The organism is Arthrobacter sp. NPDC058192 (genome assembly GCF_042883665.1).
Taxonomy (GTDB): Bacteria; Actinomycetota; Actinomycetes; order Actinomycetales; family Micrococcaceae; genus Arthrobacter.
In genome coordinates this window covers 1-16966 of sequence record NZ_JBHVVJ010000004.1, presented here as the reverse complement: position 1 = coordinate 16966, position 16966 = coordinate 1, and the positions used below count along the sequence as shown (strand labels likewise).

The following is a 16966-nucleotide window of genomic DNA, read 5'->3' as shown; positions in this document are numbered from 1 at the left end:
GTCAGCCGCGGAAAGCGCGCAGGCGGGCCAGGGACGAGTCCTTGCCCAGGATGACCATCGATTCGAACAGCGGCGGGGAGATCCGGCGCCCGGAGACCGCCGTGCGGACGGGCCCGAACGCAAGGCGCGGCTTCACGCCGAGGCCTTCCACGAGGGCTTCCTTCAGGGCAGCCTGGATGTTCTCGGCCGTCCAGTCATTGACGGGCTCCAGGGCGGCCAAAGCGGCGTCGAGCACCTCGGTAAGGTTTTCGGGCAGTCCCTTGCGGGCGTCGTCGGCGACGTCGATAGCGTCGTCGGCCTTGAACAGGAACGCGATCATCTCCGGCGCCTCGCCCAGCAGCGAGATGCGCTCCTGGATCAGCGGCGCGGCCTCGGCCAGGATCTGCTCCTCGCGGGCCGTGAGCCTCTCCCCCACGAAGCCGGCGGCCTGCAGGTAGGGCACCAGGCGGCCGCGGAAGTCCTCCGGGTCGAGCATGCGGATGTGGGTGCCGTTGATCGCTTCGGCCTTCTTGATGTCGAAGCGGGCAGGGTTGGCGAGCACGTCGTGGACGTCGAAGTTCTCGATCAGCTGCTCCACGGTGAAGATGTCCTCGTCGGCGGAGAGGCTCCAGCCAAGCAGGGACAGGTAGTTCAGCAGGCCCTCGGGGATGAAGCCGCGGTCCCGGAGCAGGAACAGGTTGGACTGGGGGTCGCGCTTGGAGAGCTTCTTGTTGCCCTCGCCCATGACGTACGGCAGGTGGCCGAAGACCGGCATGTAGCTGGCCACGCCGATGTCCATGAGGGCCCGGATCAGCACCACCTGGCGGGGTGTGGAGGACAGCAGGTCCTCGCCGCGGAGCACGTGCGTGATTCCCATCAGGGCGTCGTCCACCGGGTTGACCAGGGTGTACAGCGGGGAGCCGTCGGCGCGGACTATGACGTAGTCCGGGATGCTGCCGGCCTTGAACGTGATGTCGCCACGGACCATGTCGGTGAAAGTGACATCTTCATCGGGCATGCGGACGCGCAGCACCGGCTGGCGGCCCTCGGCCTTGAACGCGGCGAGCTGCTCCTCGGAGAGGTTGCGGTCGAAGTTGTCGTAGCCGAGCTTCGGGTCGCGGCCCGCCGCCCGGTGGCGGGCCTCGACCTCCTCCGGCGAGGAGTAGCACTCGTAGGCGTAGCCGGCGTCGAGCAGCTTGGCCACGACATCCTTGTACATGCCCAGCCGCTGCGACTGGCGGTAGGGCTCGTGCGGGCCGCCGACTTCCACGCCTTCTTCCCACGTGATGCCCAGCCATTTGAGCGCCTCCAGCAGTTGCTGGTAGCTCTCCTCCGAGTCGCGTGCCGCGTCCGTGTCCTCGATCCGGAAGACGAAGGTGCCCTTGGTATGCCGGGCATGGGCCCAGTTGAAGAGGGCGGTGCGGATCAGGCCGACGTGCGGGGTGCCCGTGGGCGACGGGCAGAACCGGACACGGACCGGGGTATCGGCGGTGACTTCACCGGAGGGAGCAGCAAGCGGGGCGGAGCTGGAGACGGCGTCGGACGCGGAAGCAGTAGTCATAGTGCTACCCACATTACCAATCTCCAGCGCCGCTGTTAGCGGCGGACCACCGGGTTGGAGAGGCGCCCGATGCCCTCAATCTCGACCTCGAAGCGGTCGCCGGCCTGTACGACGTCGACGCCGGCGGGGGTACCGGTCATGATGACGTCGCCGGGCAGCAGGGTGAAGGCCTGCGAGACGATCGAGACGAGTTCCCGGACACCGCGGATCATCTGGTTGGTGCTGCCGTCCTGGCGCAGTTCGCCGTTAAGCCGGCCCTGGATCTGCAGGTCCTCGGTGTCGAGCTCAGTTTCAATCCACGGGCCGAGCGGGGCCGAGGTGTCGAAGCCCTTGGCCCGGGCCCACTGCAGGTCCGTCTTCTGGACATCGCGGGCGGTGAGGTCGTTGCCGCAGGTGTAGCCGAAGATCACGTCGTCCACACGGTCCTCGGGAACGTCCTTGCAGATCCGGCCGATGACGACGCACAGCTCGGCCTCGAAGGAGATTTCCTCGGAGAACTCCGGCAGGACAATGGGGTCGTTGGGCCCGATTACGGAGGTGTTGGGCTTGAGGAACAGCAACGGCTGCTGCGGCACCTCGTTGCCCAACTCCCGGGCGTGCTCGGCGAAATTGCGGCCGACCCCCACCACCTTGCTGCGCGGGATGATCGGCGCCAGCAGGCGGACGTCTTCCAACTTGTGCTTCGTGGGGGTTCGTTCCACGCCGTGGAAGAAGGGGTCGCCCTTGATGACAGTGATTTCCTCACTGCCGGGCTCGCCTTCCACAACGCCGTAGAGGGGATCAGAATCAACGACAAACCGGGCGATACGCATGGGTCCTAGCCTACAGTCCCGGCAACCCGCCCCTGTTCCGCGGGCCAGCACGCAGGTAGTCCAACTGCGCGGCGACCGAGAGTTCCGCGGCGCGCCGGACCGAGGGGTCAATGTCCGTGTACACGGCATCCGTCACGGCGCCGACTCCGGCGTCGGCGCCCAGTGCCTGTAGGGCCGTCCGCACCTGGTCGAGCCTGCCGTTGCGGTGGTCGCGGTAGGCCCGGGCGACGGCGTCGAGTGCCGGGAGCACCGGGCCGTGGGCCGGCAGCACAGTGGCGGGTCCAAGTCGCTCGAGCCGGTCCAGCGACTCGAGGTAGTCGCACAGGGTGCCGTCGGGGTGGTCCAGCACAGTGGTTCCCGAGCCCAGGATCGTGTCCCCGGTCAGCACCGAGCCGTATGGGCCGTCCTGCGGCAGGTGGAAGCACAGCGAATCCGAGGTGTGGCCCGGCGTCGCGAGTACCCTGATGTCCACCCCTGCGGCGCGGAGGGTTTCGCCGTCTTGAAGCGGCGGCGCGCCATGGCAGTGCGTCGGGTCCGCGGCCCGCACCGGCGCGCCCGTCAGTTCCGAAAACCGCACGGCTGCCGCGGTGTGGTCCGCGTGCCGGTGCGTGATCAGGATCAGTTCGATTGCTCCTTGCCCGGCCAGCGCCTGCAGGTGAGGTTCGTCAAGGGGCCCGGGGTCGACGGCGACGCTGCCTGCCGCTCCCGGCGCGCCGATGAGATAGGAGTTGGTTCCGTCCAGGCTCATCGGGCCCGGGTTCGGGGCAAGGCGGAACCGGGTCAGGGAGCTGCTGCGGACGATGCCGCCGTAGGTCTCGGATGTCACTGTCCCATCCTTGCACTGAATCCGACGGCGGCCCCCACCCCGAGAGGTGGGGGCCGCCGTCGGACTACCTTCGGGGCATTGCGTGCCTAGGCGAGGCGGGTCAGCCAGCCGTGCGTGTCCTCGACCGTACCGGTCTGGATGCCGAGCAGCTGGGCGCGGATGGCCATGGTGGTCTCCCCCGCCTTGGCGTCCTCGGAACCGATGAACTCCGTGGCATCCTTGAGCACGCCGATGGGGGTGATGACGGCGGCGGTGCCGCAGGCGAACACCTCGGCAATCTCGCCCGAGGCAACGCCGTCGCGCCATTCATCCAGGGTGATTTTGCGCTCGGTGACTTCGCGGCCCATGTCCTTGGCCACCTGCATCACGGAGGAGCGCGTCACGCCCTCAAGGATGGTGCCGGACAGCGCCGGGGTGACCAGCGAGCCGTCCTTCATCACGAAGAAGACGTTCATGCCGCCGAGTTCCTCGACCGCGTTGTCGTTGAACTGGTCCAGGAACAAAACCTGCTTGCAGCCGTGGGCCTCGGCCTCCTGCTGGGCGATCAGCGAGGCGGCGTAGTTGCCGCCGCACTTGGCGGCGCCTGTTCCGCCGCGGCCGGCGCGGGCGTATTCGCGTGAGATCCAGATGGACACCGGCTTGAGTTCGCCGCCGAAGTAGTTGCCGGCCGGGGAGGCGATGACGCGGAAGGAGACCTCGCGCGCCGCCCGGACGCCCAGGAAGGCCTCGGTGGCGATCATGAAGGGCCGCAGGTACAAGGCTTCGCCGTCGCCGGACGGGACCCATTCCTTGTCGGCCGCCACGAGCTCGCGGATGGCGCCGAGGAAGTACTCCTCCGGGAGTTCGGGGAGCGCAAGACGCCGGGCGGACCGGTTCAGGCGGGCGGCGTTGGCCTCGGGGCGGAACGTCCAGATGGAGCCGTTCGCGTGGCGGTACGCCTTGAGGCCTTCGAAGATCTCCTGGCCGTAGTGCAGCACGGCCGCGGACGGGTCCAGGGAAATCGGACCGTAGGGCTCAACCCGGGCGTCGTGCCAGCCACCGTTGCCTTCGGCATCGACCGTGTAGTCGACAATGGCGGTGTGGTCGGTGAAATAGTCGCCAAACCCCGGGTTCGCCAGGATGGCGGCACGCTCTTCAGCAGGCTTCGGGGTCTCCGAGAGGTGCTGGGTGAATTCGACGCCATGGGCAGTCTGAGTCATGGTTCCTCCACGATCGGCTGCCTGGCGTGGGAACGTGGTTCACCGTCGGACCACGGCAGCATGTTGGTGATTCGAAACTAGCTTACGCCCGTTGACCGTGCCGGTTCCCCGGCACGGTCGGTGCCGCAAAACCAGCAGCGAATACAGCGCAGCGCCTACAGCGCTGCCGCGATGGCGTCGCCGATGGCGCTCGTGGTCCGGAAGGCGCCGTCGCGCGCTTCGACGTCGGTCTTGACGGCTGCCTCGATCTTCCGGGCGGCGCCGGCAAACCCGAGGTGGTCGAGCAGGAGGGCGGCGGAGAGAATGGCAGCGGTGGGGTCTGCCTTCTGCTGGCCGGCAATGTCCGGCGCGGAACCGTGGACCGGTTCGAACATGGACGGGGCGGTGCGTTCCATATTGATGTTGCCGGATGCTGCAAGGCCGATGCCGCCGGTCACCGCTGCCGCGAGGTCGGTGATGATGTCGCCGAAAAGGTTGTCGGTGACGATCACGTCGAAGCGGGACGGGTCGGTGACCATGAAGATCGTGGCGGCGTCGACGTGCAGGTAATCGTGGGTGACCTCGGGGAACTCCTGGGCCACGGCTTCGACCGTGCGCTTCCAGAGCTGGCCGGCAAAGACCAGGACGTTGTGCTTGTGCACGAGCGTGAGCTTCTTGCGGGGGCGCTCGTTGGCGCGGCGGAAGGCATCGCGGACCACGCGCTCCACGCCGTGGGCGGTGTTCAGCGACACCTCGGTGGCTACCTCGTGAGGTGTGCCGGCACGCAGGGTGCCGCCGTTGCCGACGTAGGGACCTTCGGTGCCTTCGCGGATCACGATGAAATCGATCGTGCCCGGGTTGGCGAGCGGGCTGCCGACGCTGGCGTACAGGCGGGAGGGCCGCAGGTTGACGAAGTGGTCCAGGCTGAAACGCAGCTTGAGCAGGAGCTCACGCTCGATGATCCCGGACGGGATCCGGGTGTCGCCGGGGGCAGCCCCGACGGCGCCGAACAAGATCGCATCCCGGGTCCGAAGATCCTCGAGGGTGGCCGCGGGCAGGGTCTCCCCCGTCTCGAGCCAGTGCTCCGCACCCAGCTTGTAGTGGGTCTGCTGAAGCTCGATCCCCTCGGCGGCTGCGGCCTTCTCAAGGACTTTCAGGGCCTCGGCCGTGACCTCCGGGCCGATGCCGTCGCCCGGGATGACTGCCAGATCAATCGTGGATGCGCTCATGTTTTCAGGGTAGCCAAGTCATCCACATTCTGGTCAAGTCGTCTCAGTATCCGAACAAGCCCTTCGGACGCTCCCTCACTTCCGGCTGGAAATCCGACGGCCCTCCCTCACTTTCCGACGGAAAAATAGAAACGCTCCCGCACCGCCTAGTGAGGCGTGCGGGAGCGTCACCAAAATGACGGCAGGATCTGCGGGAGCGTCACCAGAATGACGGCAGGATCTGCGGGAGCGTCACCAAAATGACGGCAGGATCTGCGGGAGCGTCACCAGAATGACGGCAGGATCTGCGGGAGCGTCACCAGAACCACCGCCGGATCTGCGGGAGCGTCACCAAAAGCGCGGCGCTTAGGCCTCGGCGGGCTCCTCATACTTCGGGAACACCGGGGCGGGAGCGGGCAGCTGCGTGCCGGCTTCGCTGGGCGTGCCAATGGCTGAGAACTTCCGCGCCTCGCCCTCGGGCTGGCCGAGTGTGTGCAGGATGGCCGCCGTCGCCGTCGGCATGACCGGCTGGGCTAGGATCGCGACGATCCGGAGCACCTCGAGCGTCACGTAGAGCACCGTGTTCATGCGCTCGAGGTCGGTCTTGCGCAGCACCCAGGGGGCCTGCTCGGCGAAGTAGGCGTTCGTGTCACCCAGGACGGCCCAGATGGCTTCCAGGGCCCGGCTGAATTCCTGCTTCTCGAACGCGGCGCGGACAACGTCCAGCAGGCCGTTGGCCTGGCCGAGCAGGGCGGCGTCCTCCGCGGAGAAGCCGCCCGGCGCGGGCACTCGGCCGTCGCAGTTCTTGGCCACCATGGACAGCGACCGCTGCGCCAGGTTGCCGAAGTTGTTGGCCAGGTCCGAGTTCATCCGGCCCACGATGGCCTCGTGGTTGTAGTTGCCGTCCGCACCGAAGGGGACCTCGCGCAGGAAGAAGTAGCGCACCTGGTCCAGGCCGTACTGGGCGACGAAGTCGGCGGGTGCGACAACGTTGCCGAGGGACTTGGACATCTTGACGCCGTTGTTCTGCAGGAAGCCGTGGATCATGATCCGCTTCGGCAGTTCCAGCCCGGCGCTCATGAGGAACGCCGGCCAGTAGATGGCGTGGAAACGGGAGATGTCCTTGCCGATGACGTGGACGTCGGCCGGCCAGAACTTCTTGAAGGACTCCGATTCAAGGTCCGGATAGCCGACGCCGGTGAGATAGTTGGTGAGCGCGTCGACCCACACGTACATGACGTGCCTGTCGTTGCCCGGCACCGGGACGCCCCAGTCGAAGGTGGTGCGGCTGATGGAGAGGTCCTCCAGCCCGCGTTTGACGAAGCTGATGACCTCGTTGAAGCGGGACTGCGGCGCACCGAATTCGGGCTGGGCCTCGTAGAGGGCCAGCAGCTTGTCCTGGTAGGCGGAGAGGCGGAAGAAGTAGCTCTCCTCGGCCGTCCACGTGACCTCGGTGTCCGATTCACGGGTGTAGCGGATGCCGTCGTCCTTGACCACGGTCTCGTCCTCAACGTAAAACGCTTCGTCGCGGACCGAGTACCAGCCCTCGTACTTAGAGAGGTAGATGTCCCCGTTAGCTTCCATCTTCTTCCAGATGGCCTGCGATGCCGCGTAGTGGTCGGCGTCGGTGGTGCGGATGAAGCGGTCGTACGAGACCCCCAGGGCCGCATGGGCGGCCTTGTAAATTTCGGCGTTCCGGTCCACCAGTTCCTTGGGCGTCACCCCTTCCTTCTCCGCGGTCTGGGCAATCTTCATGCCGTGCTCGTCGGTTCCGGTGAGGAAGTAGACGTCGAAGCCGTCCAGGCGCTTGAAGCGGGCCATCGCGTCGGTGGCGATGTACTCGTAGGCATGCCCGATGTGCGGCACGCCGTTGGGGTACGTGATGGCCGTGGTGATGTAGAAGGGGGTCTTATCAGTTGAAGTCACGGTCTAAATCTAGATCAGTTCGGTCAGGGTATCGCTCTGGCGGACAAGTTCGTGGTCATGTGAAGCGACCAGCACGGCAATGCCGTCCGACGTCGTGTCCTTGAGGATGCTGATGATGCGGTTGGCCGCGGCTCGGTCGAGGCTGGCCGTGGGCTCGTCGACCACCAGGACGCGGGTGCCGAGGATGAGCGCCCGGGCGATGGCGACGCGCTGACGCTCACCGCCGGAGAGCTGAGCCGGGCGGTGGCGCATGCGCCGGCCCAGGCCCACGAGGTCCAGGAGGTCCTTGGCCATGTCGCGGCGCTTCTCCACCTCGCCGTCGGGCACCGCCGGCAGCAGGACGTTCTCGAGCGCGCTCATGCCGTCGATGAGGGCGCCGCCCTGGTCGACGTAGCCGATCAGGGCCCGGCGGCGGTCGGCGATCTCGTCGTCGCCCATGGTCTCGAGCGAGTCGCCCTCCCAGAAGACCCGGCCCGACGTCGGCAGGGTCAGGCCCGCGCCGACGGTCAGGATGCTGGTCTTGCCGGAGCCGGAACGGCCGGCGACGCAGTGCATTTCGCCGGCATGCAGCGTCATGTTGAAGTCGTCGACGACGTTGACGGGCTCGGCACCGCCCTTGCCCCCGCCGTAGTGGATGGTGATGTTGCTCAGTTCCAGCGGCGTGGCGTGGTCCGCGGCCCTCACGATGGTGTTGGCGCGGGTCTTGTGTCCCCCACGACGGGTGCTGGTGGTCATCCGGTCGTGTGCCTCCCGGTCAAGGTTGAGCTCGTTAGTCATTGGACCACTTTCGTTGCAATCGGAATCCAGCAAAGTACAGCCACAAGGCCGGCAAGGGCGGCCCACAGCGCGGCATAGGGGGCAAGGAGGAGCCCGATGCCAAGGGCGCCCACCACACCCAGCGGCAACGCGATAGTTCCCACCATGGCGTTTTCAAAGAAGCGGACCTGGCCCAGCATGTCCGGGTTCCAGCCCATGGCCCGCAGGGTGCCGAGGTACTGCCGCTTGGCCTGCAGCTCGAACCGCCCCGTGACCATGGTCAGGAGCAGGCCGACGGCGACGCCGGAGACGGCCAGGATGATGCTCGGGAGCGCGATGCTGGCCGCGGCCACGCCGCTGAGCGCGCTGGCGCCGGCGGCCCGCGGAATGTCGATCAGCAGTGCGACCAGGCCGCCCACGGCCGCGCCGAAGACGCCGACGGCGACCGCCAGCGCGCCGGTGTTGAACTTGTTCGAGCTCAGCTGGCGGTTGGCGAAGGTCAGCGGCGAATCGACCGCGACGAGCCGCTCGTCGTGCTGCGGCTCCTGGTCCACTTCATCCCGGTGGCGCAGCTGCTGCGCCGCGAAGAACGCGGCGCCCACGTAGAGCACCAGGACCGACGCCGAGACGATCGCGGTCGCGGCGCTCCAGGTGATCAGGCTCAGTGCGCTGCCCACGACGGCGAGCAGCGCGGCGCCGACGCCGAATTCGGCCAGCACCCAGGAGCGGATCCTGCGCTGTGTCCAGCCCATGGCCCGCAGGGTGCCTGCCTCGCTCCGCCGTTTGCGCACGTAGCTGACGGTGGAGGCACCGGTCAGCAGGGCGGCGCCGCAAAGCGTCATGAACAGCAGCGTCAGGTTCGTGGCGGTCAAGGAGCCGGAAACGGCGTCAGCGGCGTCCTGGCGGACCCACGACTGCTGCACAGTGCCCAGCGGCGACTCCTTGCCGGCGTCGTCCTTGGAATAGCCGGGAACGGCGATGTTGGCGTCCTCGCGGGCGGAACCGGCCACCACGGTGGCCTGCAGGCCCATGCCGCGGATCTCGTTGGCGAGCTTCTCGACCTCTGGCTGCGCCTGCTTCCAGCTGCCCTGGACAGTGGCCCGGACGCGGACGGCGTCGATCACGGAGGCGTTCTTCTCGTAGCCGCGGGCGGCCGCCAGTCCGTAGAAGTCGGTGATGGCACCGGCGGACTGGCTGACCAGGCCGGTGGCGCTCAGCGACGGTTTGAGCTCGGTGTTGGCGTCAGCGCCGGAGGCGTCCTTGGTCAGGGTGAACGGCGCGGGGTCGTAGCCGCCCAGGGGCAGCCGGTTGACGTCGCCGGCGGCCTGCTTGACAGCCGCGGGGTCGAACGTGCCGTAGACCATCGCCAGCGGGGTGGCGAGTTTCTTGCCGGTCTCCAGGTTTTCGCGGTAGGACCTCTCGTCCACCGGGTTGCGCTGCGTCTGGTCGACGGCTTCGCCGTTCGCGGCCTTGTCCGGCAGCCGGTTCACGGTGACCCAGTCGCCGGGGGTGGCGCTCTTGTCCACGGCGCCGTTGGCGGCGGTCGCGCCGTCCGTGTACTTCGGGGCGGCAGCGAAATTCGTGGTCCAGGTGGCCGGGTTGTAGAGGCCCTGGCTGAAGGAGCCGGTGTCGCCCATGAGCTGGGAAAGGTCCTTGGAACCGGGCCACGCGAGGGCGAACGGGGACTTGGAGACGAACGGCAGGTAGTCCTTGTCCAGCGAGCGGGTCACGGTGCCGACGTCCTTGGTGACGTTGCCGGAGTCGTCGATTTCCTCGATCTTGACCGAGTACTTCAGGTCCAGGGCCGTGCCCGAGCGCACGATGAGCGGGATGGCCTGCGAATCGTTCGTGAGCTGGCCCTCGCGTTTGGCCTGCTGGTACTGCGTCATCAGCGGCGCCCAGTACTTGAGCTTCACGCCGAGGAAGTCCGGGCCTTCCTTGAGTTCGTCCATGCTGATGCCGTTGGTGAAGAGGCTCTCGAAGTGGCGGCCGATCGCGCCGGCGTTGCGGGCGTCGGCGGGCGGGGCCTTCTCCAGCGGGGCCAGGAAGTCACCGGCCGTGCCGAGCAGCGCGCGTTCGGAGACGGGGTCGACGGCGACGACCGACTCGGTCACCTGCGGCGCCATGGGCAGTGAGACGGAGAGGTTGAACAGGTTATGCTCGGAACCGCCGGCCGGGGTGGGGAACTTGACGCCGGTCTCTCCAGCCGGGCCCTGGATGCGGACGTTCTTGCCGCCCTCGACCTGCTCTTCGACGAGCTTGGCCTTGCCGAGGGAGCCTTCGGCGGTGGTCTTGAACAGGGTCTGGTCGGAGTGGCCGTCAGAGCTGACCGCACTGGCGGTGAGCCGGTACTTCTTCGGGGTGTCGCTGAGGACCGATTCCGCGGCCGGCCATTTGCTCGGGTCGGTGGCGGTGGGGTCCCCGGCCGTGCCGGCGAGCCCCGCGTTGTAGCCGAGGTAGTCGGTGGCGTCCAGGCGCGGCGACTCGAGGTTCTGGGTGACGCGGGAAACGAGGCTGATGGGCGCGGCCACCGAGGTGCCGGACAGCTTCCGGATCGAATCGAGCTGGTCGAAGCTGACGCCGCCCTGGCCGGTGGCGATATCCGGCTGCATCAGCCCGCTGTTGCCGTCCGCCTTGGCCTGGACCAGGATGTCGTAAAGTCCCCGGGAGTTTTGGTCCACGGTCCTGCTCAGCGCCGCCTGGGACTGACCCTGGACGAGGACGGACAGGCACATGGCCACGATCAAAATGGACGCGGTCAGCAAAAGCACTCTGCTTCTGATGAACCTCTGGACGGCGTTCATTGGGCTCCTGAAAGCTGGATTGCGTGCGCACGCCGCTGTCCATTTCCTGCGGAATTGGTGGCGTCCCGTGCCGGGCGTGCAAAAGTAAAGGCCGGTCTGCCGGCCAAGACCTGGAATTCGGTCCTAGCCATTGTACGCAGACCGGCCGCCCGCTCGGGGCCGCCGGCAGCTCTTCTGCCGCTGCCGGCGGCCCGCGTGAGGAATTTAGTCCTCCAGGTCAACCTCGCGGACCATGTCGGCGCCGATCCCGGCCTTGATCGCGTCAAGGACCTGCTGGGGAACGGAGCTGTCGATGGTCAGCAGGGCCAGCACCTGGCCGCCTTCGGTCTGGCGTGCCACCTGCATGCCGGCGATGTTGACGTTGTTCATGCCCAGGATGTGGCCGATCGTGCCGATCACGCCGGGGCGGTCCGTGTAGGCCACCACCACGAGGTGTTCGCTGATCGGAATCTCCACCTCGTAGCCGTTGACGCCCACGAGCTTCTGGATCTGCTTGGGCCCGGTGAGGGTTCCTGCGACCGAGATCTGACTGCCGTCGCTGAGCGCTCCGCGCAGGGTCAGGACGTTGCGGTACGACTCGGTGTCCGGCGTCGTGATGAGCCGGACGTTGATGCCGCGCTGTTCGGCGATCACCGGCGCGTTGACGTAGGAGACCTGCTCAGTCACGACATCGGCGAAGATGCCCTTGAGGGCCGAGAGTTCCAGGACCTTGACGTCGAGCGAGGAGATCTCGCCGGCCACCTCGACGTCGAACTGGCTGAGCGAGGCGTGGGTCAGCGCGGTGAAGATGCGGCCCAGTTTTTCCATCAGCGGGATGCCGGGACGGACGGCGGGGGCGATGATGCCGCCGGCGACGTTGACGGCGTCGGGGACCAGTTCGCCGGCGAGGGCCAGCCGGACCGACTTGGCAACGGAGACGCCGGCCTTCTCCTGGGCCTCATCGGTGGAGGCGCCCAGGTGCGGGGTCACCACGACGTTGTCGAGTTTGAAGAACGGCAGGTCGGTGCTGGGCTCCTTGGAGAAGACGTCAACTGCAGCGCCGGCGATCTCGCCGGCCTCGAGCGCGGTGTAGAGGGCCTCCTCGTCCACCAGGCCGCCGCGGGCAACGTTGACGACGTAGGCCGTGCTCTTCATCTTCTTGAAGGCATCGGCGCCGAGCATGCCGACGGTCTCCGGGGTCTTGGGCATGTGGATGGTGATGAAGTCCGACTGTGCGAGGAGCTCGTCGAGGGTCACCAGCTGCACACCGAGCTGGGCGGCGCGGGCGGCGGTGATGTAGGGGTCGTACGCGAGGATCTTGGTGTCGAAGCCCTTCAGGCGGGCCGCCACCAGGGCACCGATCCGGCCGAGGCCGATGATGCCGATCTTCTTTTCGAAGAGCTCGATGCCGGTGTACTTGGAGCGCTTCCATTCCCCGTCCTTGAGGGCGGAGCTGGCCTGCGGGATGTGGCGGGCGAGGCTGAGGATGTGGCCGACAGTCAGTTCGGCGGCGGAGACGATGTTGGAGGTCGGCGCGTTGACCACCATGACGCCGGCCTGCGTGGCCGCCTTGATGTCGACATTGTCCAGGCCCACGCCGGCGCGGGCGATCACCTTGAGGTTCTTGGCGGCGGCGATGGCCTCCGCGTCCACCTGGGTGGCGGAACGGACCAGGATCGCGTCGACGTCCGCGATCGCGGAGAGCAGCTGGGAACGGTCGGCGCCGTCAGTCTGGCGGATTTCGAAGTCCGGGCCGAGGGCCTCGACTGTGGCGGGCGAAAGTTCTTCGGCGAGCAATACTACGGGTTTTGACACGGCTGATCCTCTGCGTTGCAGTCCGGGGGATAAAAGAAGTCTAGGCCGACAGAAAGGCCGGGCTCACATTTGTTAAGTGTGAACCCGGCCTCACTGCCGCCTTGTGATGAGCGCCTGGCGTGCAGCCTTAGCGGGCTGCGGAGCCCTCTACGTAGTCCTCGTCCTGCTGCTGCCAGGAGAACAGGGAGCGCAGTTCGCGGCCGACAGCCTCGATCGGGTGCGACTCTGCCTTGGCACGCAGTTCCTTGAACTCGGCGCCGCCGTTGTCCTGGTCGTCGATGAAGCGCTTCGCGAAGGCGCCGGACTGGATGTCGGCGAGGACAGCCTTCATGTTTTCCTTCACCTCGGGGGTGATGACGCGCGGGCCGGAGACGTAGTCGCCGTATTCTGCGGTGTCGGAAACGCTCCAGCGCTGCTTGGCGATGCCGCCCTCCCACATGAGGTCAACGATGAGCTTGAGCTCGTGAAGCACCTCGAAGTAGGCGATCTGCGGCTGGTAGCCGGCCTCGGTCAGGGTCTCGAAGCCGTACTGGACCAGCTGGGACACGCCGCCGCACAGGACGGACTGCTCGCCGAAGAGGTCCGTTTCGGTCTCTTCGGTGAAGGTGGTCTTGATGACGCCGGCACGGGTGCCGCCGATAGCCTTGGCGTAGGACTTGGCCAGCTCCCAGGCGGAGCCGGTGGCATCCTGCTCGACGGCGATGATGTCCGGGATGCCGCGGCCGGCTTCGAATTCGCGGCGCACGGTGTGGCCCGGAGCCTTCGGGGCGACCAGGATGACGTCAACGCCCTCGGGGGCCTCGATGTAGCCGAAGCGGATGTTGAAGCCGTGGGCGAAGGCCAGTGCCTTGCCGGGGGTCAGCTTGTCCTTGATGGAGTCGGTGTAGATCGAGCGCTGGTGCTGGTCCGGCGCCAGGATCATGATGACGTCAGCCCATTCGGCAGCGTCGGCAACGGTCTTGACCGTGAAGCCTGCGTCCTCGGCCTTGGCGATCGACTTCGACCCTTCCTTTAGCGCGATGACAACCTCGACGCCGGAATCGCGCAGGTTCTGCGCGTGGGCGTGGCCCTGCGAGCCATAGCCGACAATGGCTACCTTGCGGCCCTGGATGATCGACAGGTCGGCGTCGTCGTCGTAGAACATTTCAGTCACTTGCGTAACTCCTCTTGAGTGGTTTTTGTGGGTGGTGTCTTTAGTGCTGCGGTAAAACGGGGCGTCTCCGGCCGCCTACGCGGAGCGGAGTGCCCTGTCACTCATGGAGCGGGATCCCCGCCCAACGGCCAAGGTGCCGGACTGCACGATTTCGCGGATGCCGAAGGGCTCAAGCACTGACAGGAGCGCCGTGAGCTTCTCGGGGTGGCCCGTTGCCTCAATGACCACCGACTCTGTGGAGACGTCGACCACTGAAGCGCGGAACAGGTCTGCAGCCTGGGTAACCTGCAGGCGTGTTGCGGCATCCGCACGTACCTTGACCAGGATGTGGTCGCGCTGTACGGAAGATTCGGAGGTGAGCTCGACGATCTTGATCACGTTGACCAGCTTGTTCAGCTGCTTGGTGACCTGTTCGATCAGCTCGCCGTCGGCGTCGACCACCACGGTCATCCGGGACATGCCCGGGACTTCGGTGGGGCCGACGGCCAGGGAATTGATGTTGAAGGCCCGGCGGGCGAAGAGACTGGCGACGCGGGTCAGCACACCGGGCTTGTCTTCGACCAGTACGGACAATGTGTGGCGGGTCATGTTCAGTCCTCCTCTTCCCATTCCGGGGTCATGTTGCGGGCAACCTGGATCTGGTCGTTGCTGACTCCGGCGGGGACCATCGGCCACACCATCGAGTTGGGGCTCACGACGAAGTCAATGACCACGGGGCGGTCGTTGATCTCAAGTGCCTTCTGGATAGTGGCGTCGATGTCCTCGTCGCGTTCGCACCGGAGCGCGGCGCAACCGTAGGCGTCCGCCAGCTTGACGAAGTCCGGGATGCGAACGGTGTCGTGGCCGGTGTTGAGGTCGGTGTTGGAGTAGCGGCCCTCGTAGAAGAGGGTCTGCCACTGCCGGACCATGCCCAGCGAGGAGTTGTTGATGATGGCGACCTTGATGGGGATGTTGTTGATCGCGCACGTGGCGAGTTCCTGGTTGGTCATCTGGAAGCAGCCGTCGCCGTCGATAGCCCAGACCACGCGGTCCGGTTCGCCCACCTTGGCGCCCATCGCCGCAGGCACGGCGTAACCCATGGTGCCGGCACCGCCGGAGTTCAGCCAGGCGTGCGGGCGTTCGTATTTGATGAACTGTGCGGCCCACATCTGGTGCTGTCCGACGCCGGCGACGAAGACGCCCTCGGGCCCGGTCAGCGCACCAATGCGCTCAATCACGCGCTGGGGGGCGCTGAGCCCGTCCTCGGGCTCGGTCCAGCCCAGCGGGTAGGTTTCCTTGAGGTTGTTCAGGAAGGCCCACCAGTTGGTCAGATCGGGGGTGCCGAACGCCTCGAACTGGACGCGGACGGCCTCGCTCAGCTCCGGGATGATTTCCTTGACCGAGCCGACGATCGGCACGTCGGCCGTGCGGTTCTTGGAGATCTCCGCCGGATCGATGTCGGCGTGGATGACCTTGGCGTGCGGGGCAAAGGACTTCAGGATGCCGGTGACGCGGTCATCAAACCGCGCGCCGAGCGTGATCAGCAGATCGGACTGCTGCAGGGCGGTCACGGCGGAAACGGTGCCGTGCATGCCCGGCATGCCGACGTGCTGCGGGTGCGAGTCCGGGAATACGCCGCGGGCCATCAGGGTGGTCACCACGGGCGCACCGGTCAGCTCGGCCAGCTCACGCAGTTCGGCTGAGGCGTGGGCCTTGACCACGCCTCCGCCCACATACAGCACCGGCTTGCTGGCCGCGGAGATGAGCCGGGCGGCCTCCCGGACCTGCTTGCTGTGGCCGCGGAGCACGGGCCGGTAGCCGGGGAGATCGACCTTGGGCGGCCAGGAGAACGTCATCTCGCCCTGCTGGGCATCCTTGGCGACATCCACGAGGACCGGGCCGGGACGTCCGGTGGAGGCCAGGTGGAAGGCCTCGGCCATGACGTGCGGGATGTCGTTGGGGTCGGTGACCAGGAACGAGTGCTTGGTGATCGGCATGGTGATCCCGACGATGTCCGCCTCCTGGAAGGCGTCGGTGCCGATCACCCCGCTGGAGACCTGGCCGGTGATGGCCACCATCGGCACGGAGTCCATGTGGGCATCCATGATGGCGGTAACGAGGTTGGTGGCACCGGGGCCCGAGGTGGCGATGCAGACGCCAACCCGTCCGGTGACCATGGCGTAGCCTTGCGCGGCGTGGCCGGCTCCCTGTTCGTGACGGACCAGAACGTGGTTCATTTTGGAGGCCATCAAGGGGTCGTAGGTGGGCAGGATCGCGCCACCGGGCAAACCGAAAATGTCGTCGACGCCGAGTTCTTCGAGCGAGCGGACAATTGCTTGCGAACCGGTCATCACCGTCGGGGGTACGACGTTGTTCGGTCCGAGGACAGGAGAGACGGCGGCAGTGTCGACGCCGGCGTCAGCCGGACGTTCGACGCGTTCCGGAGCCTTGTGGGCTCCAGTGGACTTTGTGGCCATCAGCGAGGGGCTGATCGGCGATCCTTTGCTCATCGGACTCTTCCTTTGTGGATCTTCGGTGATCGTTGAACTTCGAGGTGGTGCTGGTGGTGCTGTGGTGCGGGAAATAAAAAAACCCCTCAGCCGACTGGCTCTTCGAGGGGTTGCGCGTGACGGTTCGTTACCAGTCGGGCTAGCCAGCCACGCGCTTGGTAAGGACGACGACTGCAATTGCAGCGGCGCAGCTGGTAACGATCTCGGTCATGGGTTCAGTTTTCCCTCTGAGTGAGACGGGTGTCAACGAGGCAAGGCACCGTCTCACTATTTGGACTTCATTGTCCACGTTCTGAACGCCTAGCTTCCCTTGGTGAGCCTGCCGCCGTGGCGGCAGGCTCACCAAGGGAGTCTCCTACCCCAAGTGGGCGGCGCGGGCGCCCGCCACGTGGGGCCCCGCGGAGCCGCCCGTGTTATTCGGGGTCACCCCCGCCGGTCTCATTTAAACAAAAGACGCAGCCCACGCATTATGGGGTGTTG

At 66.6% G+C, this 16966-nt stretch carries 12 protein-coding genes; all 12 read right to left on the bottom strand.

The window, feature by feature from the left end; translation table 11 throughout:
* Position 1 precedes the first annotated feature (1 nt).
* A complete protein-coding gene (gene gltX, locus ACFVVK_RS05210; protein ID WP_390264421.1) occupies positions 2 to 1540 on the bottom strand; it encodes a glutamate--tRNA ligase in 1539 nt (512 codons plus the stop codon).
* A 35-nt stretch (positions 1541 to 1575) separates the two neighbouring features.
* Positions 1576 to 2352, bottom strand: a complete 777-nt coding sequence (locus tag ACFVVK_RS05205) for a fumarylacetoacetate hydrolase family protein (RefSeq protein ID WP_390264418.1) — start codon at positions 2350 to 2352, stop codon at positions 1576 to 1578.
* Positions 2353 to 2362: 10 nt separating this feature from the next.
* Positions 2363 to 3178 (bottom strand): MBL fold metallo-hydrolase, encoded by an 816-nt coding sequence (locus ACFVVK_RS05200; protein WP_390264415.1) that lies wholly within the window; start codon positions 3176 to 3178, stop codon positions 2363 to 2365.
* 86 nt (positions 3179 to 3264) lie between these two features.
* Positions 3265 to 4377, bottom strand: coding sequence for a branched-chain amino acid aminotransferase (locus ACFVVK_RS05195; RefSeq protein ID WP_390264412.1), 1113 nt, complete (start codon positions 4375 to 4377; stop codon positions 3265 to 3267).
* Between the two features lie 155 nt (positions 4378 to 4532).
* Positions 4533 to 5585: a 3-isopropylmalate dehydrogenase gene (locus ACFVVK_RS05190; protein ID WP_390264409.1), complete on the bottom strand. Its 1053-nt coding sequence runs from the start codon at positions 5583 to 5585 to the stop codon at positions 4533 to 4535.
* Between the two features lie 345 nt (positions 5586 to 5930).
* On the bottom strand, positions 5931 to 7490 hold the full coding sequence (gene metG / locus ACFVVK_RS05185) for a methionine--tRNA ligase (RefSeq protein WP_390264406.1): 1560 nt from the start codon (positions 7488 to 7490) through the stop codon (positions 5931 to 5933).
* 9 nt (positions 7491 to 7499) lie between these two features.
* Entirely contained in the window at positions 7500 to 8267 is a 768-nt protein-coding gene (locus ACFVVK_RS05180) for an ABC transporter ATP-binding protein (RefSeq protein ID WP_390264404.1), read from the bottom strand.
* On the bottom strand, positions 8264 to 11050 hold the full coding sequence (locus tag ACFVVK_RS05175) for an FtsX-like permease family protein (RefSeq protein ID WP_390264401.1): 2787 nt from the start codon (positions 11048 to 11050) through the stop codon (positions 8264 to 8266). Before ACFVVK_RS05175 ends, ACFVVK_RS05180 begins: the two co-directional genes overlap by 4 nt.
* Before the next feature lie 204 nt (positions 11051 to 11254).
* On the bottom strand, positions 11255 to 12844 hold the full coding sequence (gene serA, locus ACFVVK_RS05170; RefSeq protein ID WP_390264398.1) for a phosphoglycerate dehydrogenase: 1590 nt from the start codon (positions 12842 to 12844) through the stop codon (positions 11255 to 11257).
* Positions 12845 to 12971: 127 nt separating this feature from the next.
* Positions 12972 to 13997, bottom strand: a complete 1026-nt coding sequence (gene ilvC, locus ACFVVK_RS05165; RefSeq protein ID WP_390264396.1) for a ketol-acid reductoisomerase — start codon at positions 13995 to 13997, stop codon at positions 12972 to 12974.
* A 75-nt stretch (positions 13998 to 14072) separates the two neighbouring features.
* Complete coding sequence (gene ilvN / locus ACFVVK_RS05160; protein WP_018773531.1) at positions 14073 to 14585, bottom strand: acetolactate synthase small subunit; 513 nt, start codon at positions 14583 to 14585, stop codon at positions 14073 to 14075.
* A 2-nt stretch (positions 14586 to 14587) separates the two neighbouring features.
* Positions 14588 to 16486, bottom strand: a complete 1899-nt coding sequence (locus tag ACFVVK_RS05155; RefSeq protein WP_390264393.1) for an acetolactate synthase large subunit — start codon at positions 16484 to 16486, stop codon at positions 14588 to 14590.
* Between the last annotated feature and the right edge of the window lie 480 nt (positions 16487 to 16966).